The 22,042-nt window shown below is 71.6% G+C and carries 18 protein-coding genes and 1 pseudogene; 11 read left to right on the top strand and 8 right to left on the bottom strand.

Going from position 1 to position 22,042, the window contains the following annotated elements:
* Nucleotides 1-9 precede the first annotated feature (9 nt).
* Genes ACYVAQ_RS17975 through ACYVAQ_RS17965 form a run of 3 tightly spaced genes read right to left on the bottom strand, consistent with a single transcriptional unit; the run spans nt 10 to nt 3,860 of the window.
* Nucleotides 10-972, bottom strand: coding sequence for a PDR/VanB family oxidoreductase (locus ACYVAQ_RS17975; protein WP_460791813.1), 963 nt, complete (start codon nt 970-972; stop codon nt 10-12).
* A gap of 30 nt (nt 973-1,002) precedes the next feature.
* Nucleotides 1,003-2,391 carry a glutamine synthetase family protein gene (locus tag ACYVAQ_RS17970; RefSeq protein ID WP_460791811.1) on the bottom strand — a complete coding sequence of 463 codons (1,389 nt, stop codon included), beginning with the start codon at nt 2,389-2,391 and terminating at the stop codon, nt 1,003-1,005.
* Nucleotides 2,388-3,860: an APC family permease gene (locus tag ACYVAQ_RS17965; protein ID WP_460791810.1), complete on the bottom strand. Its 1,473-nt coding sequence runs from the start codon at nt 3,858-3,860 to the stop codon at nt 2,388-2,390. Before ACYVAQ_RS17965 ends, ACYVAQ_RS17970 begins: the two co-directional genes overlap by 4 nt.
* 155 nt (nt 3,861-4,015) lie before the next feature.
* Here ACYVAQ_RS17965 and ACYVAQ_RS17960 point away from each other — a divergent pair, with 155 nt between their 5' ends.
* The 3 genes and pseudogenes from ACYVAQ_RS17960 (at nt 4,016) to ACYVAQ_RS17950 (ending at nt 5,378) form a co-directional block, all read left to right on the top strand.
* A complete protein-coding gene (locus ACYVAQ_RS17960) occupies nt 4,016-4,516 on the top strand; it encodes a MarR family winged helix-turn-helix transcriptional regulator (protein WP_460791809.1) in 501 nt (166 codons plus the stop codon).
* Between the two features lie 43 nt (nt 4,517-4,559).
* Nucleotides 4,560-5,165, top strand: a pseudogene (locus tag ACYVAQ_RS17955) (DUF222 domain-containing protein); the annotation flags it as partial.
* A complete protein-coding gene (locus ACYVAQ_RS17950) occupies nt 5,163-5,378 on the top strand; it encodes an HNH endonuclease signature motif containing protein (RefSeq protein WP_460791869.1) in 216 nt (71 codons plus the stop codon). The pseudogene ACYVAQ_RS17955 and the gene ACYVAQ_RS17950, both read left to right, overlap by 3 nt.
* A 213-nt stretch (nt 5,379-5,591) precedes the next feature.
* Here the strand turns inward: ACYVAQ_RS17950 and ACYVAQ_RS17945 are convergent, their stop codons facing one another.
* From ACYVAQ_RS17945 to ACYVAQ_RS17930, 4 genes are all read right to left on the bottom strand, one after another.
* Nucleotides 5,592-6,332: a gamma-glutamyl-gamma-aminobutyrate hydrolase family protein gene (locus ACYVAQ_RS17945; protein ID WP_460791808.1), complete on the bottom strand. Its 741-nt coding sequence runs from the start codon at nt 6,330-6,332 to the stop codon at nt 5,592-5,594.
* On the bottom strand, nt 6,329-7,996 hold the full coding sequence (locus ACYVAQ_RS17940) for an amidase (RefSeq protein ID WP_460791807.1): 1,668 nt from the start codon (nt 7,994-7,996) through the stop codon (nt 6,329-6,331). The genes ACYVAQ_RS17945 and ACYVAQ_RS17940 overlap by 4 nt, the downstream gene beginning before the upstream one ends.
* A 99-nt stretch (nt 7,997-8,095) precedes the next feature.
* Complete coding sequence (locus tag ACYVAQ_RS17935) at nt 8,096-9,301, bottom strand: serine hydrolase domain-containing protein (RefSeq protein WP_460791806.1); 1,206 nt, start codon at nt 9,299-9,301, stop codon at nt 8,096-8,098.
* Between the two features lie 55 nt (nt 9,302-9,356).
* On the bottom strand, nt 9,357-11,006 hold the full coding sequence (locus tag ACYVAQ_RS17930; RefSeq protein WP_460791805.1) for a biotin carboxylase: 1,650 nt from the start codon (nt 11,004-11,006) through the stop codon (nt 9,357-9,359).
* Nucleotides 11,007-11,167: 161 nt separating this feature from the next.
* On the opposite strand from ACYVAQ_RS17930, the gene ACYVAQ_RS17925 reads away from it, so the two are divergent.
* The 5 genes from ACYVAQ_RS17925 (at nt 11,168) to ACYVAQ_RS17905 (ending at nt 17,026) form a co-directional block, all read left to right on the top strand.
* Complete coding sequence (locus ACYVAQ_RS17925) at nt 11,168-12,217, top strand: helix-turn-helix transcriptional regulator (RefSeq protein WP_460791804.1); 1,050 nt, start codon at nt 11,168-11,170, stop codon at nt 12,215-12,217.
* A gap of 120 nt (nt 12,218-12,337) precedes the next feature.
* Nucleotides 12,338-13,465: a class II histone deacetylase gene (locus tag ACYVAQ_RS17920; RefSeq protein ID WP_460791803.1), complete on the top strand. Its 1,128-nt coding sequence runs from the start codon at nt 12,338-12,340 to the stop codon at nt 13,463-13,465.
* 19 nt (nt 13,466-13,484) lie between these two features.
* Entirely contained in the window at nt 13,485-14,507 is a 1,023-nt protein-coding gene (locus ACYVAQ_RS17915) for a sugar ABC transporter substrate-binding protein (RefSeq protein ID WP_460791802.1), read from the top strand.
* Between the two features lie 12 nt (nt 14,508-14,519).
* The gene (locus ACYVAQ_RS17910) at nt 14,520-16,025 is read left to right on the top strand and encodes a sugar ABC transporter ATP-binding protein (protein WP_460791801.1); all 1,506 of its coding nucleotides are present in this window, start codon (nt 14,520-14,522) and stop codon (nt 16,023-16,025) included.
* Nucleotides 16,022-17,026, top strand: a complete 1,005-nt coding sequence (locus tag ACYVAQ_RS17905) for an ABC transporter permease (protein ID WP_460791800.1) — start codon at nt 16,022-16,024, stop codon at nt 17,024-17,026. The genes ACYVAQ_RS17910 and ACYVAQ_RS17905 overlap by 4 nt, the downstream gene beginning before the upstream one ends.
* A 3-nt stretch (nt 17,027-17,029) precedes the next feature.
* Here the strand turns inward: ACYVAQ_RS17905 and ACYVAQ_RS17900 are convergent, their stop codons facing one another.
* On the bottom strand, nt 17,030-18,064 hold the full coding sequence (locus ACYVAQ_RS17900; protein ID WP_460791799.1) for an Lrp/AsnC family transcriptional regulator: 1,035 nt from the start codon (nt 18,062-18,064) through the stop codon (nt 17,030-17,032).
* An 89-nt stretch (nt 18,065-18,153) separates the two neighbouring features.
* Here ACYVAQ_RS17900 and ACYVAQ_RS17895 point away from each other — a divergent pair, with 89 nt between their 5' ends.
* Genes ACYVAQ_RS17895 through ACYVAQ_RS17885 form a run of 3 tightly spaced genes read left to right on the top strand, consistent with a single transcriptional unit; the run spans nt 18,154 to nt 22,042 of the window.
* The gene (locus ACYVAQ_RS17895) at nt 18,154-19,371 is read left to right on the top strand and encodes an amidohydrolase (RefSeq protein ID WP_460791798.1); all 1,218 of its coding nucleotides are present in this window, start codon (nt 18,154-18,156) and stop codon (nt 19,369-19,371) included.
* Complete coding sequence (locus ACYVAQ_RS17890; protein WP_460791797.1) at nt 19,371-20,684, top strand: DUF3100 domain-containing protein; 1,314 nt, start codon at nt 19,371-19,373, stop codon at nt 20,682-20,684. The genes ACYVAQ_RS17895 and ACYVAQ_RS17890 overlap by 1 nt, the downstream gene beginning before the upstream one ends.
* Entirely contained in the window at nt 20,681-22,042 is a 1,362-nt protein-coding gene (locus ACYVAQ_RS17885) for an L-serine ammonia-lyase (RefSeq protein ID WP_460791867.1), read from the top strand. The genes ACYVAQ_RS17890 and ACYVAQ_RS17885 overlap by 4 nt, the downstream gene beginning before the upstream one ends.

Below are 22,042 nucleotides of genomic sequence, written 5' to 3'. Positions count from 1 at the left end.
CAACCCTCCTCAGAGGTCCAACGTCAGCCGGCTGCCCTTGCAGCGCGACACGCAGATCATCATGAACTCGTTCGACTCCTTCTCCTCGTCGTTGAGGATCGAGTCACGGTGGTCGACGTCGCCGTCGACGACCTCGGTCTCACAGGTCCCGCAGACGCCCTCGAGGCAGGAGCCCACGACGCTGACCCCGGCGTCACGGCAGACCTCGAAGATCGACCGGTCGGCCGGCACCTGCAGGGTGAGCCCGGAGCGCTGCAGGACGATCTCGAAGGCCTCGTCGTCGCCGGTGTCGACCTCCTTGGCCGTGAACCGCTCCAGGTGCAGCGCACCGGCAGGCCACCCGGCGCAGCGCGTCTCGATCGCGTCCAGGAAGGGCGTCGGTCCGCACGCGTAGACGAGGGTGTCGGGCTGCGGGGTGCCGAGCAGGACGTCCAGGTCGGGGAAGCCGTCGGTGTCCTGCGGCACCAGGGTCACCCGGTCGCCGTACCTCTCCAGCTCGTCGCGGAAGGCCATCGACGCCAGCGAGCGGCCGCCGTAGACCAGCCGCCAGTCGGCGCCGGACGCCTCGGCCTCGAGGATCATGGGCAGCAGGGGCGTGATGCCGATGCCGCCGGCGAGGAAGAGGTAGCGCTTCGACGCCACGAACGGGAAGTGGTTGCGTGGGCCGCGGACCTTCACGGTCGTGCCGGCCGCGAGCTCGGCGTGAACGGCCTTGGAGCCGCCCCTGCTGTCGGGTGCGCGCAGCACGCCGACGCGCCAGCTGCCGGGGTCGGCAGGGTTGCCGCACAGCGAGTACTGCCGGACCAGGTCGCCGGCCAGCACCAGGTCGACGTGGGCGCCCGGCGTCCACGGCGGCAGGGCCGCTCCGTCGGCGGACGCGAGCGTCAGCGCGACGACGTCCTCGGCGACGGTGGCCGCCCCGACGACGGTCAGGTCCGCCTCGAACTCACGGACGATGGGCTGCGAAGTCATCGGTGTCTCTCCTCTCCCGGGAACGCCCACTCACAGGTGGTAGGCGTACTCCCGGAACTCCCAGTCGGTGACCCAGTGGTGGAAGCGCTCCAGCTCGTTGCGCTTGTAGGCCACGAAGGTCTCGACGAACGTCGGGCCGAGCAGGTCGGCGAGGTCCTTGTCCTGCTCCAGGGCGTCGATCGCCGCGCCGAGGCTCTCGGGCAGCTGCTCGGCCTTGGAGGTGTCGTAGCCGTAGCCCTCCAGCTTGGCCGGCGGCACCAGCTCGTCGCGGATGCCCAGGTACGCCGCTGCCAGCAGGCCGGCCACGGCGAGGTACGGGTTCGCCGACGCGTCACCGAGGCGCAGCTCCATGCGCGAGGCGCGACCGCGCTCCGGCGGGATCCGGACCATCGCGCTGCGGTTGTCCAGGCCCCAGTCGATCAGCCACGGCGCGAGCGTGTCCGGGCCGAAGCGCTTGTAGGAGTTGATGGTGGGGTTGCTGATCGCGGCGAGCGCCGGGGCGTGCGCGAGCACGCCGGCGATCGCGGAGCGGGCCACCTTGGACAGCCCGTCCTCGCCGGCGGGGTCGTCGAAGATCGGCCGGCCGTCCGCGTCCACGGTGCTGAAGTGGATGTGGAAGCCGGAGCCGCCCTCGTCGTTGAACGGCTTGGCCATGAAGGTCGCCAACTTGCCGCGGCGGCGCGCGAGCTCCTGGACGGCGGTCTTGAACCGGAAGGCCCGGTCGGCCGCGTCGAGCGCCTCGGAGTGCCACAGGTTGATCTCGAACTGGCCGCTGGAGAACTCGTGGTTCGCGGCCACCACGTCGATGTCGTACGCCGCCAGGTCGCGCAGCGTCGCCAGCAGCGTGTTCTCCGGGTCGCCCTTCAGGCCCGCCACGTAGACGTTGCCCGTGGCCTCGCCGTACCGGCGGAAGCCGTTGGGGGCACTCGCGTCCTCCTCGAGGACGTAGAACTCGAGCTCCGGGCCGACGATCGGGGTCATGCCGAGCTCGGCGAACCGGTCCACGACGCGCTTGAGCACGTTGCGGGGGCCCTCCTCGGAGCGCGTGCCGTCCGGGTTGTAGACGTCGGCGATCACGTGCGCCACGCCCGGCTCCCACGGAACGGCGTGGACCGTGGCGAGGTCCGGAACCGCGACGATGTCGGGCAGGCCGGCGGAAAGCCCGCCCGCGATGTCGATGACGTCGCCCATCGGCGAGGTGGCGTAGACCGAGCGGCAGAACGCCACGCCGTCGCCGAGCGTGCGGTCCAGCCGGTCCACCAGGACGTCGCGGCCACGCTCGGTGCCGATCAGGTCGCTGTAGCCGACCCGGAGGATGTCGATGCCGTCCGCCTTGAGCCGGTCAGCCGTCTCGCGCAGGGCGGACTCGTCGCTGTGCACCACCGTGGGGTCTCCGTTCGTTCCTGGGGTCTTCATCATCGGGCGACAGCAGCGCTGTCAGCCAGGGCTTCGTCGAAGCGCTCGAGGTCGGAGTCGAGGGCGTCGTACGTGGTGGGCTTGCTGGATCGCAGGTAGACCGCGTAGCCGATGCCGCCGACGAGGGCCACGACCAGCAGCCACGGCAGCTTGGTGACGGCCGGGTCGGTCGAGCCGGCGACGATCGTGAAGTGCTTGAACGCGAGGACCACCGCGAAGCACAGGCCGAGGAAGCCCAGGCCGGGCGCGACCAGCGTCGTACCGATCCGCGGGTCGTTCTTGCGGCGGAAGTGGACCACGATCGACAGGGCGGCGAGCGCCTGCAGGACCAGGATCGCGAGGGTGCCGAAGCCGAGCATGCTCGGGACGACGGTGAGGATCGGGTCGGCGCCGCCGAGCTTGAAGGCGATCGCGACGACCACGGCGAAGCCGGCCTGGACCGAGCTGGCGACGTACGGCGAACCGCGGCGGCCCGTCGTCGCGAGCACCTCCGGCAGGATCCGGGCGCGGCCGAGCGAGAACAGGTAGCGGCTCGCGGAGTTGTGGAACGCGAGCATCGCGGCGAACAGGCTGACCAGCAGCAGCCACTGCATGGTGTTGGTCAGGAAGGTGCCGACGTAGCCCTGCGCGACGCTGAAGACGAGGTCACCGGTCGCGGCGTGCTCGCCGGCGGTGGCCTGGGCCTCGGCGACACCGGTCGCGCTGACGAGCGCCCAGGTGGTGGTGCCCAGGACGACGCCGATCAGGGTGATCGCGATGTACGTCGCCCGCGGAACCGTCTTCAGCGGGTTCTTGGCCTCCTCGCTGAACAGCGAGGTCGCCTCGAAGCCGAGGAAGCCGGTGGCGGCGAGCAGCAGGCCGATCGGCAGCGAGCCGGCGTGGATCGAGTGCCAGGAGAACGCGTCGAAGGAATAGCCGTGCTTGAACAGCACCGCGATGTCGAAGATGACGAGGATCGAGGTCTCCAGGACCAGCGAGATGCCGAGGATCTTGGAGCTGAAGTCGACGCCGCGCAGCGCCATCAGGTACGCGACGAGCATCGAGGCGAGGCCCCAGAACAGCCAGGAGAAGAAGCCGGACATGACCCAGCCGGTCTGGGCCTGGATGACCACCCACATGAAGAAGCCGCTGGTGCCGATGGTGCCGACGACGAAGAAGTTGTAGCCGAGCATGGCGATGAAGCCCGCGGCGAGGCCGGCGGGACGCCCGAGGCCCTTGACCACGAAGGCGTAGAAGCCGCCCGCGTTGACCAGCTCGCTCGACATCTTCCCGTAGCCGATGGCGAACAGCAGGAGCACGACGGCGACCGCGAAGAACGCGAACGGCGTACCGCCGCCGTTGCCGAGCGCGATCGCCAGCGAGGCCACGACGACCATGCCGGTGAGCGGCGCGACGGCGGCCAGGACGAGGAAGACGATGGCGCCGACGCCGAGGGCGTTCTTCCGGAGTGTGGTGTTGACCGAATCGGACATCGGTCCGCCTCCTAGGTCGCGGTGGAAAACTCGTTCGGATCCGTACGATACCGAGATGTGACCCGGAGCACCATGCCCCGAGGCAAAATTGTTCGGATCCGAACTACTTCGCGCCTTCCCGCGATCGGGATCGGCCCATGACTACCCTGAACGGCATGCCCGACCGCCACACGCTCGCCGAGACCGAGAAGGCCATGAGGGACCACGTGGGCGACCTGCCCCTGGACTTCAAGGCCGCCAATGCGCTCTCCAACCTGTTCCGCGCCGCCAACGCGGTACGCAGCGAGCTCACCAACCGGGTGCTGCGCAAGCACGACATGACCTGGACCGGGTTCGTCGTGCTCTGGGTCGTCTGGATCTGGGAGGACATGGAGACCCGGCACGTCGCCGAGTCCGCGGACATCTCCAAGGCCACGCTCACCGGCGTCGTGAAGACCCTCGAGGGTCGCGGCCTGCTGCAGCGCGAGGGCGACCCCAACGACGGCCGCCTGGTCCGCCTCCGCCTCACCCCCGCCGGCGTGAGCCTGATGGAGGAGATCTACCCGGAGTTCAACGCGGTCGAGTCCGAGATCATCGGCAAGCTCTCCGACCGCCGGGTCAGCGCCTTCACCAGCACGCTGCGGGACGTGGTGATCGCGGTGGAGGGGGCGGAGTAGGCGCCGTTGAGTCGGCACGGGCTTCGTCCTCGCCACCCGCACCACCGCGACCGCCGCCCGGGTCGACCTCCACCTCGCGCGAGACCTGCTGGCGCACCCGCTGACCGCAGCGGCCATGCGCGAAGGCGCCGTGAACACCGCCCAAGCACGAGTGATCATCCGGTCCATCGACAAGCTCTCCACCGAGGTCGACGACCTCACCCGCGTCCGGGCCGAGAAACACCTCATCAAGCTCGCGCAGACCTACGACTCCAAGGACCTGACTGTCCTCGGCACCAAGATCACCGCACTGGTCCCCGACTCCATCGCAGAGCGACTGACGACCTACGTCGACGCCGAGGACTCACCCCGTGTCACCAAGTCCCGCAGTCGCGGTGAGGCGTTCTGCCGGCTCCTGGAGATCCTCGACCCCCAGCGGCTCCCCGACCACGGCGGCGACGCCACCACCGTCCTCGTCACCATCCCCTACGAGGCACTGGTCAACGACCTCGGCTCCGCGATGCTCGGCACCATCGTCATCAGCGCCTCCGAGGCCCGCCGGCTGGCGTGCACCGCGAAGATCGTCCCCGCCGTGCTCGGCGGGACGTCCGAGGTCCTCGACCTCGGCAGGGCCCGGCGGCTGCACTCGCCGTCCCAGCGCAAGGCCATGCGGCTGCGCGACAAGAAGTGCCGCGCCGACGGTTGCACCGTCCCGGTCACCTGGACCGAGGCACACCATCTGAAGCCCTGGTCCGAAGGCGGTCACACCACCGTCGGCGACGGGATCCTCCTGTGCGGCCACCACCACCGAAGGGCGCACGACTCTCGCTACGACATGACCAAGCTCCCGACCGGCGACTACAGGTTCCACCTCAGGACCTGAGGGTCGGTCGCTACCCCCGATGGGTCAGGTGACCCATAGGGGGTAGCGGCGCGCGATCACCACCCCGTGGCGGCCGCGAAGCGGCGGCGCGGGCGAAGCCCGTGCCGACTCCGCGCCGTACAAGCCGCCGGGTCGGGACCCCGGGTCAAGGACGCGAAGCGCCGCGCAGCGGGGCGAGCGAAGCGAGCATCCTTGATGCGGGGTGCCGGGCGGCTACGGTGCGGCCGCCACCGACGAGCCCCGAGCGGCGTAGGCCCGCGCCTGCTCGACGAGGGCGGAGAACAGGCCTGCCTGGGCCGGGTCGGTGGCGGCGGTGTCCTCGGGGTGCCACTGCACACCGAGGTACCAGCCGGCGCCGTCGCGCTCGACGGCCTCCATGACGCCGTCCGGCGCGTGCGCCACGGCGCGCAGGCCGTCGCCGAGGCGGCCGAGGGCCTGGTGGTGGAAGCAGGAGATCTCGGGGCGGGTGCCGACGATGGCGGCGAGGGCCGAGTCCGGGGACACCGAGATGGGCTGCACGACGTGGCGGTGGGTGCGGTCGCCGAGGTCCTGGACCAGGTCTCCCCCGAGACCGACGTTGACGACTTGGTTGCCGCGGCAGATCGCGAGCAGCGGGATGCCGCCGTCCAGAGCCCAACGGGCGACGGCGAGGTCGAAGGCGTCCTGCTCCTCGTCGACGTCGTACTGGGTCTCGTGGTCCTCCTGGCCCGACCAGCGCGACGCGAGGTCCCCACCGCCGGGCAGCAGCACCCCGTCGGCGAACCACAGGCGCTCGGCGACCGCCTCGACGTCGATCACCGCACCGGGGGCGACGGGGTGCACGACGAGCGGCTCCCCGCCGGCGGCGTACACGGCGTCGACCAGCTTGCGGGCCGTGACGTCGGCGCCGAAGCGCAGCGCCGACGCCGACGCCGAGAACCGGGCCGGGATCGCGATGAGGGGCCGACGGGTCATCGCGCGATGAGGGGCGGCAGGTTGTTCTTGGTGTACTGCGTGGCCCGGTCCCAGGCCGCAGCGAACTCGAGCACGCTCGCATCGTCGTGGTTGCGGCCGAGGACCTGTACGCCGATCGGCAGGCCGTCACGGCTGAAACCGGCCGGAGCGGCGAGGGTCGGCGCGCCCAGCAAGGTGCCGATCGAGGTCACCTCCATCCAACGGTGGTACGACGACATCGGCGTGCCGTTGATCTCGCTCGGCCACTGCTCGTCGGCGACCGCGAAGGGGAACACCTGGGCGGTGGGCAGCACGACGTAGTCGTAGGTCTCGAACAGCCCGCGGAACGCCTGGTACATCGCGGTCCGCTTGACCGAGCCGTTCCAGGCGTCGATACCGGAGATGGCGGGATTGCCGTCGGCGCCGATGAGGAGGCCCTCGATCTCGTAGATCGCCTCGGGCTTCATGTGGGACCGGAAGGCCGGGACGTCGTAGAGACCCTTGAGCAGGCCGCCTTCCAGCCAGTGCCGGAAGACCAGCCAGGTCGGCCAGAGATCGACGTTGCCGGCGAAGCCGGGAGCGGTCGGGAGGCCGTCGAGCTTGTCGACCTTCATGCCCATACCCCGCATCCGGTCGACGGCTGCACCGGTCACCGTGAGCACCTCGGGATCCATCGGGAGGTAGCCGCCGAGGTCGGCCATCCAGGCGACCCGGCGCCCGCGCATCGAGGGGTTGCCCTTGATCGGGGGCACGTCCTGCTCGATGGAGAGAGGTGCGCGGACGTCGTACCCGGCGAGGGTGTCGAGGAAGAGGGCGAGATCGTCCGCGGTGCGCGCGATCGGGCCCTCGATGCCGCCCTGCTGGATGAACTGCTCCGCACCCAGGCCCGGGACCCGCCCGTACGACGGACGCAACCCGAACACGTTGTTCCAGCCCGGGGGGTTGCGCAGCGAGCCGAAGAAGTCGCTGCCGTCGGCGACCGGAAGCATCCGCAGCGCGACCGCGACCGACGCGCCGCCGCTGCTGCCCCCGGCGGACCTGGACTGGTCGTAGGAGTTGAGCGTCGTGCCGAACACCTTGTTGAACGTGTTCGAGCCGAGGCCGAACTCAGGGGTGTTGGTCTTGCCGATGAAGATCGCGCCGGCGGCACGCACCCGCTCGACGAAGAGCGCGTCAGCGGCGGCGGGAGGCGCGGCGGGGACGCCCGGCTGGCCGAAGAAGCCGAGCGAGGTCGGCAGACCCTTGACGTTGGCAAGGTCCTTCACGGCCTGCGGGAAGCCGTGCATCCAGCCCTGGTAGGTGCCCGCCGCGATCAGCCGGTCCTTCTCGGCAGCCTCGGCGAGCAGGTCGGCCCGGGGGCGCAGCGACACGATGGCGTTGACCGCAGGGTTCACCGCGTCGATGTGGTCGAGGTACGCCGTCATCACCTCGACGCAGGTGACCACCCGGCGACGGATGGCCACCGACAGCTCCGCAGCGCTCCAGTCGACGATGCGGCTCAGGTCCGACGGACGCTTGACGTTCGGCCAGACGACGGCCGGGGCAGCCTGCGCCGAACCGGCGGCCGCGACCGCGCCGACGGCACCGACCGCCGCTGCACCCGCCACGAGCGAGCGGCGCGACATCCGGCCGGCTGCCGGCTTCTCCTCGACCCGCTCGGATCCGTTGGACTGCTGAGCCACCATGACAGGTCCCCTTCGACACTGATCAAGTCGTTCTGAGCCAAACGACTTCGTTTGATTCCGAACGATATGGGTATGGTGCCCCTCCCGCAAGAGGCGATCTCAGCGTTCTTCGAGGCCCGCGAGGTGCGTCGAGACGGCGTCGAAGGCGCGCAGGGTGGAGAACAGCTTCCCCGCGTGCTGGGGCTCGGGCCAGCTCGACAGCTTGGCCGCCACGACGCCGGTGAGCGGGTTGACGTAGATCATCTGGCCGTGGATGCCCAGGCACACCAGGATGTCGCGGTCCGGGTAGGGCAGCCAGAACTGGTTGCGGTACATCCCGCCCGGCATCAGGTTGTCGATCGGACCCGTCGCGAACGCCTCACGCGAGTCCGGGTCGCCGCGGTAGGTGTCGAGGATCCAGGCCGGGCTGACGACCTGCTCCCCCGTCAGCGAGCGGCCGCTCGCCGCGAGCATGGCGCCGAACCGCGCCAGGTCCCGCAGCGTCGCACAGATGCCGCCGTCGAACATGCCGGAGCCGACCGAGTCGACGCCGATGTAGGCGTCCTCCTCCGCCCCGATCCGCGACCAGAGCAGCCGCGACATCAGCCCCGGCATCCGCTCCCCGGCCGCCGCCTCGCAGACCCACCCGAGCACGTCGGTCTCGCCGCTGCGGTACTCGAACGGCCCGCCGTGCGGGCCCTTCTGCTGCAGCGTCAGCAGGAAGTCGTACATCGTCGCCGGCACGCCCGGGTGCTCGCGCGGCGCCCACCCGATCGCCTGCTCCAGCAGCCGCACCTCGGCGTTCGGGTCGAGGTAGACCTCCGAGAACCGGATGCCCGACCGCATGTCGAGGAGGTGGCGGACGGTCGCTCCGGCGTACCCGCTGGCGGCGAGCTGCGGGACGTACGTCGTGAGCGGGGCGGCCGGGTCGAGCAGGCCGGTGTCCACCAGCGCGCCCGCGACGGTGCCGACCAGCGACTTGCTCACCGACATCAGCAGGTGCCGGGTGTCGGGCGTCATGCCGGCGACGTAGTCCTCGGCGACCACGTGACCGTTGCGGGTCACGATCCAGCCGTCGGTGTCGGTCTGTGCCATCACGTCGGCGACGGTCGTCACGGTGCCGTCGTACAGCGCGACCGGCAGCGGCCCGACGTCGAGCGGCGACGGGACCAGCGCAGCCACCGGCCCGCTCCCCCGCGAGATGGTCGCGGTGGCGAACAGCTCGTCGACGTGCTGGAACGACCAGTGCAGCTGCGGCGCCGTCTGCCAGTTGTCCAGCGTGACACCGCCGGTCACCGGCAGGTCCGGTCGCTCTCCGAGCACCACGTCGTCCGATCTCTCGCGCCGGCCGATCCGTCGTCGTGCCGTCCGACGAGAAAGACTAGACATCGGCCAGCGCGTCTCCGGTGCCGCCCTTGAGGGCCGGCGTCGCCGCGGGCGGCGCGATCGGGGTGCCCGTGTAGTGGGCACGGACCGAGTCGATGAGGTGCTTGGCCCGGATCGTCAGCGCGCCCCGCGCGGTCTGCAGGCGGCCCTTGGTGATGAGCACGCCGAGGTCGGCGCCCTTCCAGCGGTAGTCGCCGGCACCGTAGATGCGCAGGAAGAACGCCTCGTTCTCGTTCTGCAGCTGGTGCCAGTCCAGCGCCGCCCGCTGGAACACGAGGGAGCCGGCGCTGTCGAAGGCGTAGGCGCCGGTCGGGGCCGCGGTGTCGATCCGCTCCACGCCCGGAGAGGTCTCCTTGATGATCATCTGCGACCAGAGGTCGACCGCCGCCAGCTCCTGCCAGCGCTGGTTGATCTCGTCGACGTCGAGGTCGAACTCGACATCGAGGAACTCCAGCAGGTGGAAGAGGAACAGCGGTACGTCGGCGTACGCACCCGCCGTGACGTTCGTGATCGACGAGGCGCCGCTGATCCGCGGGTTCAGCTCGCCCAGGTAGATCTCGTCGGTGTCGACGTCGACCAGGACGTCGACCTCGAAGAAGCCGCGGTAGCCCTCCTTGCCGAGGCGGTCGCCGAGACGACGCACGAGATCGCCCGCCTTGCCCCGGAGCTCGTCGGAGAGGACCTCGGGGAACATCTCGTTGCCGCACCAGCCCCCGCGGTACGGCGTCAGCTTGGCATGCCCGGTCAGCTCCGACATGAACGGCCCGACGACCGTGCCGCTCGTGGTCAGCACGGCCTCGACGGCGACGGGGCGGTTGTTGATCCGCTTCATCACCTTGACCTCGGCGCCCGCGATCTCCTTGTGGTGCTTCTTCCAGTCGGCCTCGGAGGCGATGAAGAAGGTGGTCTTGCCGGAGTCGCCGTACGCCGTCTGCACGACCAGGTCATCGCCGAGCCCCGCGTCCGCGGCGGCCTTCATCAGCGCGTCGAAGTCGTCGACGGTGGTCATCACGTTGGGCACGCTCGGCACCCCGACCTCGTTGCCGAGGCGGGTGGTGACCATCTTGGAGTCCAGGTGGTTGCGCAGCTCGGCGGGCGGCAGGATCAGGTCGTAGCCGAGCTCGTCGCAGATGCGCTCGGTCTCCTCGTCGAAGAAGACCATGGCGATCTTGGGGCGCTGCCCCTTCGCCCGCCGGCTCGCGATGAACGCGCGGACCTCGGCGTTCTCCAGCAGCCAGTTGTTGATGTGCTCGCCGCTCTCGAACTCGACGTACGGCTTGTGCTGGGGCGTGAAGACGCGCGGGTGGGCGCCGTCCCAGGCGTCGTAGTAGGTGACGTAGGTGAAGTTGCGGACCCAGCGGTCGAGGCCGAGCAGGTTGAACGGGGTCGCGCCGAGGAAGTAGATCGGGACGTCGTTGGTGCGGAAGAAGTGCCGCACCTCGGACATGTTGCGCAACGGGCGGCGGGCGGTGTCGCGCGGCGCGGCCGGCGCGAACGCGGCGTCCGTGGCCATCGTCGCCACCGGCGCCGGTCCCTGCGGTACCCGGGCCAGCGGAGCGGCGGCCTTCTTCGTGACCGTCCGCTTCGCCGCGACCTTCTTGGCAGGCGTCCTGGCGGCCGAGGCCTTCTTCGTCGGAGTGGCCATCACGCCGTCCTCTCAGCTCGTTAGGGGCCGAACTATCACCCTCCGGAAACGAGCCCGTCAAGGGTCGATCTCGTACCGACGAGTAGGTCGCGACCCTTGCCGCCTGCGCCGCCGAGTCCCTACTGTTAGGCCCCGAATCAACTTTCCGCGCGGGGGTGCGCATGCGGACGACGCCAGGGCTGGTCGGCCTGCTCAGCGACCTCGGCTCGCTCGCCGGACCCGAGGAGACGTCGACCGAGCTCCCCCACCTGCTCGGCGAGCTCGCCGACCAGACCGGCGCGGCCGCCTGCCAGCTCGACGCCACGGTGACGAGCACCCGCGGCACCGACCACGCGGAGTACCAACACGTCACCAGCGTGGGCTACCCGCCCGAGGTCGCCGACCACCTCGCCGGCTCGTTCATGGACTCCCACCACAGCCGACTGGTCCTGGCCGCCGAGGACGGCCTGCGCATCGGCGACGTCGACCCGTACGCGTTCCGCGCGTCGGACCACTTCCGCGACGTGCTGCGACCCGCGGGGTTCGACGACGGCCTCTCCCGCGCGCTGCGCGACCGCAACCACGACGTCGTCGGGATGCTCCACCTCTCCGCCACCGGACCGGACGACTTCTCCCCCGACCTGCCCGAGATCCTCGACGCCGTCGCCGGGGCACTCGCCCGGATCACGCTCGTCGCCTCCCGCACCGCCGAGGACGTCACCCTCCCCCGGGAGTACGCCGTGGCGCGGGTCGACGCCGCCGGCCGGCCCACCCCGGTCATCGGCCGGGCCCCGCTGCACGTCGCGCTGGACGAGGAGCTGGTGAGCATCGTCCGCGGCGTGCTCGCGACCGGGATGGAGTTCGCGACCTTCCTGCACCAGCAGAACGGCCGACTCGTCGAGGTCCGGGTCCATGCACCGCAGCCCGGTCCTGGCCGCCAGCCCTTCACCATCGCCACCCGGCCGGCACCCACCACGCTGGGCCTCACGCTCCGCCAGCTCGAGGTGCTCACCGCCGTGGCCACGGGCGCGGGGAACCGGGACATCGCCGACGAGCTGTGCCTCACCCAGCGCACCGTGGCCGCCCACGTCGAGGCGATCCTGACCCGCCTCGGCGTCTCGTCGCGGGCGGGCGCAGCGGCCAAGGCGACCGCCGCCGGCGTACTTCTGCCGACCGCGGACCCCGACTCCGTGCGGTCGCTGGCGCGGGTGTTCCAGCGGCCCGTCCTCTGACCGACCCAAGACGTTCGGGACCGAAAGACTGGCAATTCTGCCAATGACCCAGGTCACACCCGACGCCCACGATGTGGGGACCGCGCCGGAGCAGCCGGCGCCCCCACGTCAGGAGCGAGCATGGCGACCGGGTACGTCTACCACGAGGTGTTCGGCTGGCACGACACCGGAACGAACGCGGGCCTCTTCCCGGCCGACCACCGCCGCGGCATCCAGCCCTTCCAGCACTTCGAGAACGCCGAGACCAAGCGCCGGATCCACGAGCTCGTCGTGGTGTCGGGCGTCATCGACCGGCTGACCCGGATCGCGCCGCGCAAGGCGAGCGACGAGGAGATCCTGCTCGTCCACACCGAGGAGCACCTGGCCCGGATCAAGGCGGGCAGCGACCAGCCCAAGGGCGGTGACTCCGGCGACGGCCTCAGCCCGTTCGGCCCCGGCGGCATCGAGATCGGCCGGCTCGCCGCCGGCGGCATGATCGAGGCGACCGCCGCGGTCGTCGAGGGTCGCGTCGACAACGCCTACGCTCTGGTCCGCCCGCCGGGTCACCACGCCCGCCCGGACACCGGCATGGGCTTCTGCATGTTCGCCAACCTGGCCATCGCCGCCCAGGCGGTACGCCGGTCGCACGGTGTCGAGCGGATCGCGGTCGTCGACTGGGACGTCCACCACGGCAACGGCACCCAGGCCGCCTTCTACGACGACCCGAACACGCTGACCATCTCGCTGCACCAGGATCGGGTCTTCCCGCCGGACACCGGGATGATCGAGGAGCGCGGAGAGGGGGCCGGTCTCGGCTACTCGCTCAACATCCCGCTGCCCCCAGGCACCGGCTTCGGCGGTTACCTGTCCGCGATGGAGCGCGTGGTCCTGCCGGCCATCGAGCGCTTCCGCCCCGACCTGATCCTGGTCGCGAGCGGCTTCGACGCCAACGCGGCCGACCCGCTGGCGCGCCAGGGGCTGACCAGCTCGACGTACCGGATCATGACCCAGCAGCTGCTCGACCTGGCCGCGAAGGTGTGCGGCGGCCGGCTCGCGATGAGCCACGAGGGCGGCTACAACCCGGTCTACGTGCCGTTCTGCGGGCTCGCCGTCATCGAGGCGCTCGCCGGCGTCACCGAGCCGCTCGAGGACCCGTACGAGCCGATCTTCGGCGGTATGGCGCAGCTCGAGCTCCAGCCCCACCAGACGGCCCTGCTCGACCGGGTCGCCCCACTCGTCTCGGACATCACCGCGCCGGCCGGCGCCTGATCACCACCAGGAGAACACCATGACCACCACCGAGACCCGCGACGTCTCCCGTCGCAACTTCCTGGCCTGGACCGGCGGCGCCGGCGCGGCCGTCCTCCTCGCCGCCTGCAGCGCCCCCAGCCAGGAGACCGGCAACGGCAAGCGCGTCGTCGGCTCCGCCGACGACCTGAAGAAGATCGCCTTCGACTACCCGTTCACCTTCCTGCCCGTGTACGCCGGCGTCACGAAGTTCGCCAAGGCGCGGGCCGCCGAGCTCGGCATCAGCCTCAACGAGACCAACGACGCCGGCAAGCCCGACGCCCAGGCCTCGAACCTGAACAGCCTCATCGCCCAGAAGGTGCCGGCCATCGTGTCGTTCCCGATGGTCTTCGAGGCCCTCGAGACCCAGGCGGCGCAGGCGCTGTCCAACGGCCTGATCTGGGTGACGTACGGCGGCACGCTGTCCCACCAGAGCGCCTCGATCCAGTTCAGCTTCGAGAAGGGTGGCCAGCTGCTCGGCGCCGACGCGGCCAAGTGGGCCAACCAGACCCTCGGTGGCAAGGGCAAGATCGCCTTCCTCGTCGACAACACCATCCAGCTCGGCATCGAGCGCACCAAGGGCATGATCGAGGCGTTCACCGCGGCCGCGCCCAACGTCGAGGTCGTCGCCAAGGAGCAGGCCATCGACCCCGACAGCGGCCTGACCAAGACCAAGGCGATCCTCGCCCAGCACCCCGACGTCAACATCGTCCTGGGGATCACCGACGGAGCGGCGTACGGCGGCTACAAGGCGCTGCTCGAGAACGGTCGCTCGCAGACCGACCCGAACACCTACGTCGGTGGCCAGGACGGCGACATCGGCTCGCTGCAGCTGATCAACCAGGGCACGATCTACCGCGCCTCCGCCGCGCTGCAGCTGCGCGACCTCGGCAACGCGATCATCGACGTGCCGCGTGCCGTGGCCGCCGGCAAGAGCGACGCCGAGGCGAGCATCAACGTCCCCATCGCGCTGGTGAAGAAGGGTGACGCGCTGCTCACCTCGATCATGGCGCAGTACAGCTGACCTGGAACCGTCATGGCACTGCGCGTCACTGCACTCCACAAGTCCTTCGGCGGCGTCCGCGCGCTGCGGGGCGTGGACCTGACCATCGAACCCGGTGAGGTCCACGCCCTGCTCGGGCACAACGGCGCCGGCAAGTCGACGCTGATCAAGGCGCTGGGCGGGGCGTTCACCCCGGACAGTGGCGAGATCCAGGTCGGCGAGAGGACGTACGCCGGGCTCACCCCGCGGCAGTCGATCGCCGCGGGCATCGCGATCATCTTCCAGCACCTCAGCCTGGTGGACTCGCTCTCGGTCGTCGACAACATCTTCCTCGGCCAGGAGGTCGGCCGGGTGGGGGTGGTCGACCGGCGCGCGCAGCGTGCGCGGGCCACCGAGCTGCTGGAGCGGCTGGGCGCGCACTGCACCGTCGACGACCGGGTCGGCGCGTTGTCCATGGGCCAGCGCCAGCTGGTCGAGATCGCGAAGGCGCTCAGCCGCGACCCCGTCGTACTGATCCTGGACGAGCCGACCGCCGCGCTCTCGGCGCACGAGATCGCCACCCTCGAGGCGACCGTGCTCCGGCTCAAGGAGCAGGGCCTGGCCATCTGCTACGTCACGCACCTGCTCGGCGAGGTGGAGCGGTTGGCCGACCGGATGACCGTCCTGCGCGACGGCCGGGTGCACTCCTCGACGAGCCTGGCCGGGAAGACCCGCGCCGACATCATCGCGGCCATCGCCGAGCCGCCCGCCGCACTCCCGCCGCGCGCGCCGGTCCACGACGCCGACCCGCCGCAGCTGCTGCTCGAGGGGCTCTCCGGGGTGGGCGTCGGACCCATCGACCTGGAGGTCCGCCCGGGCGAGATCGTCGGGCTCTTCGGCCTGATCGGCTCGGGCCGGACCCGCACGCTCGAGCTCACCTACGGCCGGCACCGCCGACGCGGACGCGTCGTCGTGGGCGGGCGCGTGGTCGGCCGGGCGACCCCGCGCGCCGGTCTCCGGGCGGGCCTCGCCCTGGTGCCCGGCGACCGGGCCGGCCAGGGGCTGTTCGCCTCGCTGTCGGCCCTCGACAACGCGCTGCTGCCCGCCCAGGGCACGCTCTCCCGGTTCGGGCTGCGCCGGCGCGCCGCCGAGCGCGCGGCGTTCGACCGGATGAGCGCCGAGCTGAAGGTGCACCCGGCGACGCCGGCGGCGCCCGCCCGCAGCTTCTCCGGCGGCAACCAGCAGAAGATCCTGCTCGGCCGGTGGATCAACGGCGTGCTGCCGACCACCGTGCTGATGCTCGACGAGCCCACCCAGGGCGTCGACGTGCAGGCCCGCCACGAGATCTACCGCGTGGTCCGGACGATCGCGTCGGAGCGGCGTACCGCCGTGCTCTTCGCGTCCACCGACCCCGAGGAGATCGTCGCCCTCGCCGACCGCTGCCTGGTCATGCGCGAGGGCCGGGTCGTCACCGAGCTGGTCGGTGACGCCATCACCGAGGACGCGCTCCTCGAGTCCATCCACCACCTGACCACCACCACCGAGGAGGCCGTGCGATGAGCACTCCCCCATCCGTCCGCCGGCTCGGGCGCTACCCGCTGCTGCCCGTCGTGCTGCTGATGGCCGTCGGCTTCCAGCTCTCCACCGGCAGCTTCTTCGGCCACCAGAACCTGCTCGGCATCGCCTCGGACAGCGCGACGCTCGCGATCGTCGCGGTGCCGTCGGCGCTGCTCGTCATCAGCGGCTACCTCGACCTGTCCGTCGGGTCGACGTGGGCGCTCGGAGCCGTCGCCGCCGGCTGGTGGGCGTCCTCGCACCAGGGCAGCCTGCTCGGCTGCGTGCTGTTCGCGGTGGTCGCCGGCCTGGCCGTGGGCGCCGTGAACGGGCTGCTCTGCTGCGGCCTCGGGCTCTCCCCGTTCATCGTGACGCTCGGCTCGCTCACGGCCGTCCGCGGCCTCGCGCAGCAGCTCGCGCCGCTGCCGCTCACCGGGTTCAGCCCCAGCTTCGCCTGGCTGGGCGGGTCGAGCACGGCCGGCGTCCCGACCCCGGTCGTCCTCGCGGTGGTCGTCGTGCTCGTCGCGGCGTTCGTGCTGGTGGCGACCCCGGTCGGACGGCACGTGTACGCGATCGGCGTGTCACGGGAGGCGGCTTACCTCTCGGGGGTGCGGGTGCGCACCGTCCCGTTCGCCCTCTTCCTGCTCACCGGCGCCTCCGCCGGCCTGGCCGGCGCGATCAAGGCCTCGATCCTCGGCGCCGTGCAGTCCGGTACGTCGGGCCTCGGCTTCGAGCTCGCCGTCCTGACCGCCGTCCTGGTCGGCGGCGTGGCCCTGAGCGGCGGCTCCGGCTCGCTGTTCGGCGTGGTCCTCGGCGTCGCCTTCCTGGGGATCCTGCAGAACGGCCTCACCCTGCTCGGCGTCCCCACCTTCTGGCAGCAGGTCGCCCAGGGCGTCGCGCTCATGGTGGCCGCCGGACTGGCCTACCTGGGTCCGCGGCTCGAGGCGATGACGGCGGTCAAGCCACGGGCGGTGGCGAAGGAGCCGGCCGAACCCGTCCCGGCCTAGCGCTCAGCTCGACGGCACCAGGTCGAGAGGTACGACGCCCACGGCGAAACCCCGTGCGTCGAGGAGTCGGCCGACCAGCTTGTGGGGACGGAGAACCACGCTGCGGTCGACCACCTCGACGTGCGGGAGCCGGCGCATCAGCTGGGTCTCCAGCCGCTGCCCGTCGGCGACATTGCGCAGCCACACCGCGACCAGCAGGTTGAACGGGCCGGCGGCGGACAGCACGGCGCGCACCTCCGGGACCGCCGCCAGGACCCCGCCGGCCTCGTCGATCCGGTCGGCCGGCACTCGCAGGAAGAACCACTCCGACACCCGCCACTCGGTGAGCCCGCGGGCCATCTCGCAGCGCAGCCGCAGCACGCCGGAGCCGATGAGCGCGTTCATCCGGCGGCGTACCGTGCTCTCGCTCGCGCCCACCTCCGCCGCGAGGTCGCCGAGCGACCGCCGCCCGTCGACCGACAGCGCGGCCACCAGCCGCTGGTCGAGCGCTCCGGCCACCCGGACCCGGGCCTCCTCGGGCACCTGCGGCAGCGTCGCCACCACCGCCTGCTCCTCGGCCGAGGTGAGGGCGCGCAGCCGCCACCGGCTCGCCTCCGTGTAGGGCTTCACCACGACGTGGCTGCGGATCCCGACCACGTCCGGCACCTGCGCGACCCGCTCGAGCAGGTAGTCGGCGAGCGCCTGCTCGTCGGCGCACGCCGCCGTCACGACCAGGTCGCGGGAGCCGGCCGCGACGTCGATCGTCATGGCCTGCGGGTCACCGGCCAGGTCGTCGGCCACGTCCAGGGTGCGCCCCGGCTTCGTCATCACCTCGATCAGCGCCAGCGAGGGGTCCAGCCCCTGCAGCGGCTGGCAGGAGACCCAGGCCGCTCCGTGCTCGACCAGGCGCGCCCACCGGCGCGCCACCGTCGAGGCGTCGACCCCGAGGAGACCGCCGACCTGGGCCCAGGTCGCGCGCGGGTTGATCTGGAGGGCGTGCACGACCTGGTGGTCGAGCTCGCTGAGCTTGAGCGATCCCTGCACAGAATCCGTAGCCATGACGGAATCGTGCAATTTCGCCGGACCGGGCGCCAGCCCTTCGCATCGTAGGGACGGAACATGACCCCGATCACATCTCGAGGAGCCCGATGAGCACCGTCAGCACCCACCCGACCACGGCCCCGGCCGAGCGCGCGGAGCGTGTCGTGCGCGACGCCGCCGGACGGCTCGTGGCCCTGAGCCACGAGGTGCACGGGTACGCCGAGCTCGCCTTCGAGGAGCACCGCGCAGCGGCCGCGGTCACGGCGGTCCTCGCCGAGGCGGGCTTCCAGGTCACGCCCGGGGTCGGTGGCCTCGCGACCGCCTTCCGGGCGACGTACGGCAGCGGCGACCTCGTCGTCGGCATCTGCGCGGAGTACGACGCTCTCCCCGAGATCGGCCACGCCTGCGGCCACAACATCATCGCCGCGTCCGCCGTCGGCGCCGGGCTCGCGCTCGCCGAGGTCGCCGACGAGCTCGGCCTCACCGTCGTGGTGATCGGGACGCCCGCCGAGGAGCACGGCGGTGGCAAGGTGCTCCTGCTCGAGGCCGGTGTGTTCGACGACCTCACCGTCTCGCTGATGGTCCACCCCAGCCCCGTCGACGTCTCCCCCACGCTCACCGCCACCCAGGGCGTGGCCCGGTACGCCGCGACGTACGTCGGCCGCCCCTCCCACGCCGCGGCCGCACCCCAGCTCGGCGTCAACGCGGCCGACGCCGCCGTCGTCGCGCAGGTCGCGATCGGCCTGCTCCGCCAGCAGCTGCCCGGCACCGCGCGGGTCGCGGCGTTCGTGCGCGAGGGCGGCAAGGTCACGAACATCATCCCCGAGCGGGTCGTCGTGGACTTCGAGGTGCGCGAGTTCGACCTCGACGCCCAGCACGCGCTCGACGCGAAGGTCCGCGCCTGCTTCGAGGCCGGCGCCCTCGCCACCGGGTGCACCCTCACCATCGAGCCGACCGAGCCGGAGTACGCGCCGCTCGTCCAGGACCCGCGCCTCGGCGAGCCCTTCGCCGCGGCGATCGCCGGCCTGGGTCGCTCGCTCCTCGACACCGCCGGGCTGAGCGGCGGGTCCACCGACATGGGCAACGTCTCCCAGCACCTGCCCTCGATCCACCCGATGATCGGCGTGGTCGGCAGCGAGAACAGCCCGCACACGCACGGCTTCGCCGCCGACGTCGTGACGCCCGCCGGTGACGCGGCCGTCGTCGACGGCGCGATCGCCATGGCCGCCAGCGTCATCGCGGTCGCCACCGACCCCACCACCCGCGCCGACCTGCTCGCCGAGCAGGCCGTCCGCCCGCCCTACGCCGCCCAGGAGAAGCAGTGATGACCGTCCTCGACACCACGAACGCGACCGGAGGTCGCCAGCGCCTCGCGCAGGCCGCGCCGCTCGTCCTGATCACGCTCGCGCTCACCGTCGTCGCCCAGTGGATCGGTCCGCACCAGCTGGACCTGGGCATCGGCACCGTCGGCCTCTACCCCCTGGTCTGGGGCCTGCTCCTCGGCGGCGCGTTCAGCTTCCAGAAGGTCCGTCCGATGCCGGCGCGGCTGCAGCACTACGCGACGTACATGGTCGAGATCGCGGTGCTGCTGCTCGGTGCCCGCCTCAGCTTCGTGGTCGGCGCCAACGTCAAGGTGCTGCTGCACGCCGGGCCCGCGCTGCTGCTGCAGGAGCTCGGCCACCTCTTCGGCACGGTGCTCTTCTCCCTGCCCATCGCGGTGCTCATCAAGATGGGCCGCCCCGCCGTCGGCGCGTGCTTCTCGATCGACCGCGAGAGCTCCTTCGCCATCGTGGCCGACAAGTACGGCGCCGACTCCGACGAGTACCGCGGCGTGCTCTCGATGTACGTCTTCGGCACCGTCGTCGGCGCGCTCTACGTGACGCTCCTGGCGTCCTTCTTCGCCAACAACCACATCTTCGACCCGCGCGCCCTCGCCATGGGCTCCGGCGTCGGCTCGGGCTCGGTGATGGCTGCTTCGTCCGCGTCGATCGCCCAGGCCCACCCGGACATGGCCAGCCAGATCCTCGCGCTCGCCGCGGTCTCCAACCTGATCACCACCGTGCTGGGCGTGTACGTCGGCATGTACGTCGCCCTGCCGGCCGCCGAGCGCTTCTACCGCGTCCTCACCCGCACCGGTGCGGTGACGGCGCCGGCCCCGGTCGCGGTCGCCTCGCCGGCCACGGAGGCCCCGGCCGCCACCGCTGCCTCGGCCGACCGTCCGCCGCTGGCCCTGACCTTCCCGCTGGTCCTGGCCGCGATGCTCGCCGCGAATGTCGTCTTCCACCACTCGTTCTCGCTCACCATGCTCGCCGGCTTCGCGCTGATGACCGCCGTGGTGCTCGTCGCGCTCGCCCTCAAGCGGTGCCACATCTCCCCGATCATCGGCATCAGCACGATCGGCCTGCTGCTGGGCAGCCCGTGGTCGCCGGTCGCCGACGCGATCACCAAGGTGCTGACGCCGATCGACTTCCTCACCCTCACCACCCCCGTCCTCGTGCTCGCCGGCCTGGGCCTCGGCAAGGACTCGGCGGTGCTGCGCCGGATCGGGTGGCGGGTGGTCCCGGTCGGGCTCGTCTCCTTCGCCGCGTCCTTCCTCCTGGCGACGCTCATCGCGCAGGCGACGCTGGGGCTCGGCTGACCGTGTCCGTCAGCGTCGTCGACCTGTTCAGCATAGGCATCGGGCCCTCCAGCTCGCACACGGTGGGCCCGATGCGGGCCGCACGGAGCTTCGCCCTCGCGCTCGAGGAGCGCGGCCTGATGGAGGCCACCACCTCGGTCCGCGTGGAGCTCTACGGCTCCCTCGCCGCCACCGGTCGTGGCCACGGCAGCGACCGGGCCGTGCTCCTCGGCCTCGAGGGCGAGGAGCCGGAGACGGTCGACACCGCGCTCGCGGCGGGCGTGCTCGACCGGGTCGTGGACGGCCTGCGGCTGCTGGGCCGGCACCGGGTACGCTTCCTCCCCGAGGAGCACCTCGTGCTCGACCGGCGCGCGCTCGAGCGGCACCCCAACGGCATGCGGTTCACGGCGTACGACGTGACGGGTGCCCGGCTGCACGAGGTGACGTCGTACTCGGTCGGTGGCGGCTTCGTCGTCACCGAGGGCGAGGAGCCGGCCGCCGCGCGGGCGGCCGCGGAGCCGCCGTACCCCTTCGACTCGGCGGACGCGCTGCTGGCGTGGTGCGCGAAGGAGGACCTCGCGATCAGCGAGGTGGTGCTCGCCAACGAGGCGGCCGCACGCCCCGCGGCGGAGGTCCTCGACCACCTCGACCGGGTGTGGGAGGTCATGCAGGGCTGCGTCGAGGCGGGCTGCCGCACCGAGGGCGTCCTCCCCGGCGGGCTGCAGGTGCAACGGCGCGCGCCGGCGCTGCACCGCCGGCTCACCGGCACGACGGCGCACGACCCGCTGGCCGAGGTCGACTGGATCAACCTGTTCGCGCTCGCGGTCAACGAGGAGAACGCCGGCGGCGGGCGGGTCGTCACGGCGCCGACCAACGGCGCGGCCGGCATCATCCCGGCCGTGCTGCACCACTACCTGCGGATCGCGGCCGACGCCGGCCCCGACGACGTCCGCCGCTTCCTGCTGACCGCCGGTGCGATCGGCACGCTCTACCAGCGCAACGCCTCGATCTCCGGTGCCGAGGTCGGCTGCCAGGGCGAGGTCGGCTCGGCATCGTCGATGGCCGCCGCCGGGCTGTGCGAGGTCCTCGGCGGCACCCCGCGGCAGGTCGAGAACGCCGCCGAGATCGCCATGGAGCACAACCTCGGCCTGACCTGCGACCCGGTGGGCGGGCTGGTGCAGATCCCCTGCATCGAGCGCAACGCCATGGCCGCGGTCAAGGCCGTGAACGCGGTGCGGATGGCGCTCGCCGGCGACGGCGACCACCGCGTCTCGCTCGACCAGGTCATCCGGACCATGCGCGACACCGGGGCCGACATGGCGACCAAGTACAAGGAGACCTCGCTCGGCGGCCTCGCCGTCAACGTCGTGGAGTGCTGA

This window comes from Nocardioides maradonensis (assembly GCF_054777115.1).
The sequence above is the reverse complement of the archived record's forward strand: the minus strand, read 5'-3'. Positions and strand labels throughout refer to the sequence as shown.

Coding starts and splice junctions, on each gene's coding strand:
- ACYVAQ_RS17895 (WP_460791798.1), top strand. CDS start 18,154: ATGAGCACCGTCAGCACCCACCCGACCACGGCCCCGGCCGAGCGCGCG.
- ACYVAQ_RS17920 (WP_460791803.1), top strand. CDS start 12,338: ATGGCGACCGGGTACGTCTACCACGAGGTGTTCGGCTGGCACGACACC.
- ACYVAQ_RS17975 (WP_460791813.1), bottom strand. CDS start 972: ATGACTTCGCAGCCCATCGTCCGTGAGTTCGAGGCGGACCTGACCGTC.
- ACYVAQ_RS17930 (WP_460791805.1), bottom strand. CDS start 11,006: ATGGCCACTCCGACGAAGAAGGCCTCGGCCGCCAGGACGCCTGCCAAG.
- ACYVAQ_RS17970 (WP_460791811.1), bottom strand. CDS start 2,391: ATGATGAAGACCCCAGGAACGAACGGAGACCCCACGGTGGTGCACAGC.
- ACYVAQ_RS17925 (WP_460791804.1), top strand. CDS start 11,168: ATGCGGACGACGCCAGGGCTGGTCGGCCTGCTCAGCGACCTCGGCTCG.
- ACYVAQ_RS17890 (WP_460791797.1), top strand. CDS start 19,371: ATGACCGTCCTCGACACCACGAACGCGACCGGAGGTCGCCAGCGCCTC.
- ACYVAQ_RS17965 (WP_460791810.1), bottom strand. CDS start 3,860: ATGTCCGATTCGGTCAACACCACACTCCGGAAGAACGCCCTCGGCGTC.
- ACYVAQ_RS17940 (WP_460791807.1), bottom strand. CDS start 7,996: ATGGTGGCTCAGCAGTCCAACGGATCCGAGCGGGTCGAGGAGAAGCCG.
- ACYVAQ_RS17915 (WP_460791802.1), top strand. CDS start 13,485: ATGACCACCACCGAGACCCGCGACGTCTCCCGTCGCAACTTCCTGGCC.
- ACYVAQ_RS17910 (WP_460791801.1), top strand. CDS start 14,520: ATGGCACTGCGCGTCACTGCACTCCACAAGTCCTTCGGCGGCGTCCGC.
- ACYVAQ_RS17905 (WP_460791800.1), top strand. CDS start 16,022: ATGAGCACTCCCCCATCCGTCCGCCGGCTCGGGCGCTACCCGCTGCTG.
- ACYVAQ_RS17945 (WP_460791808.1), bottom strand. CDS start 6,332: ATGACCCGTCGGCCCCTCATCGCGATCCCGGCCCGGTTCTCGGCGTCG.
- ACYVAQ_RS17950 (WP_460791869.1), top strand. CDS start 5,163: ATGCGGCTGCGCGACAAGAAGTGCCGCGCCGACGGTTGCACCGTCCCG.
- ACYVAQ_RS17900 (WP_460791799.1), bottom strand. CDS start 18,064: ATGGCTACGGATTCTGTGCAGGGATCGCTCAAGCTCAGCGAGCTCGAC.
- ACYVAQ_RS17960 (WP_460791809.1), top strand. CDS start 4,016: ATGCCCGACCGCCACACGCTCGCCGAGACCGAGAAGGCCATGAGGGAC.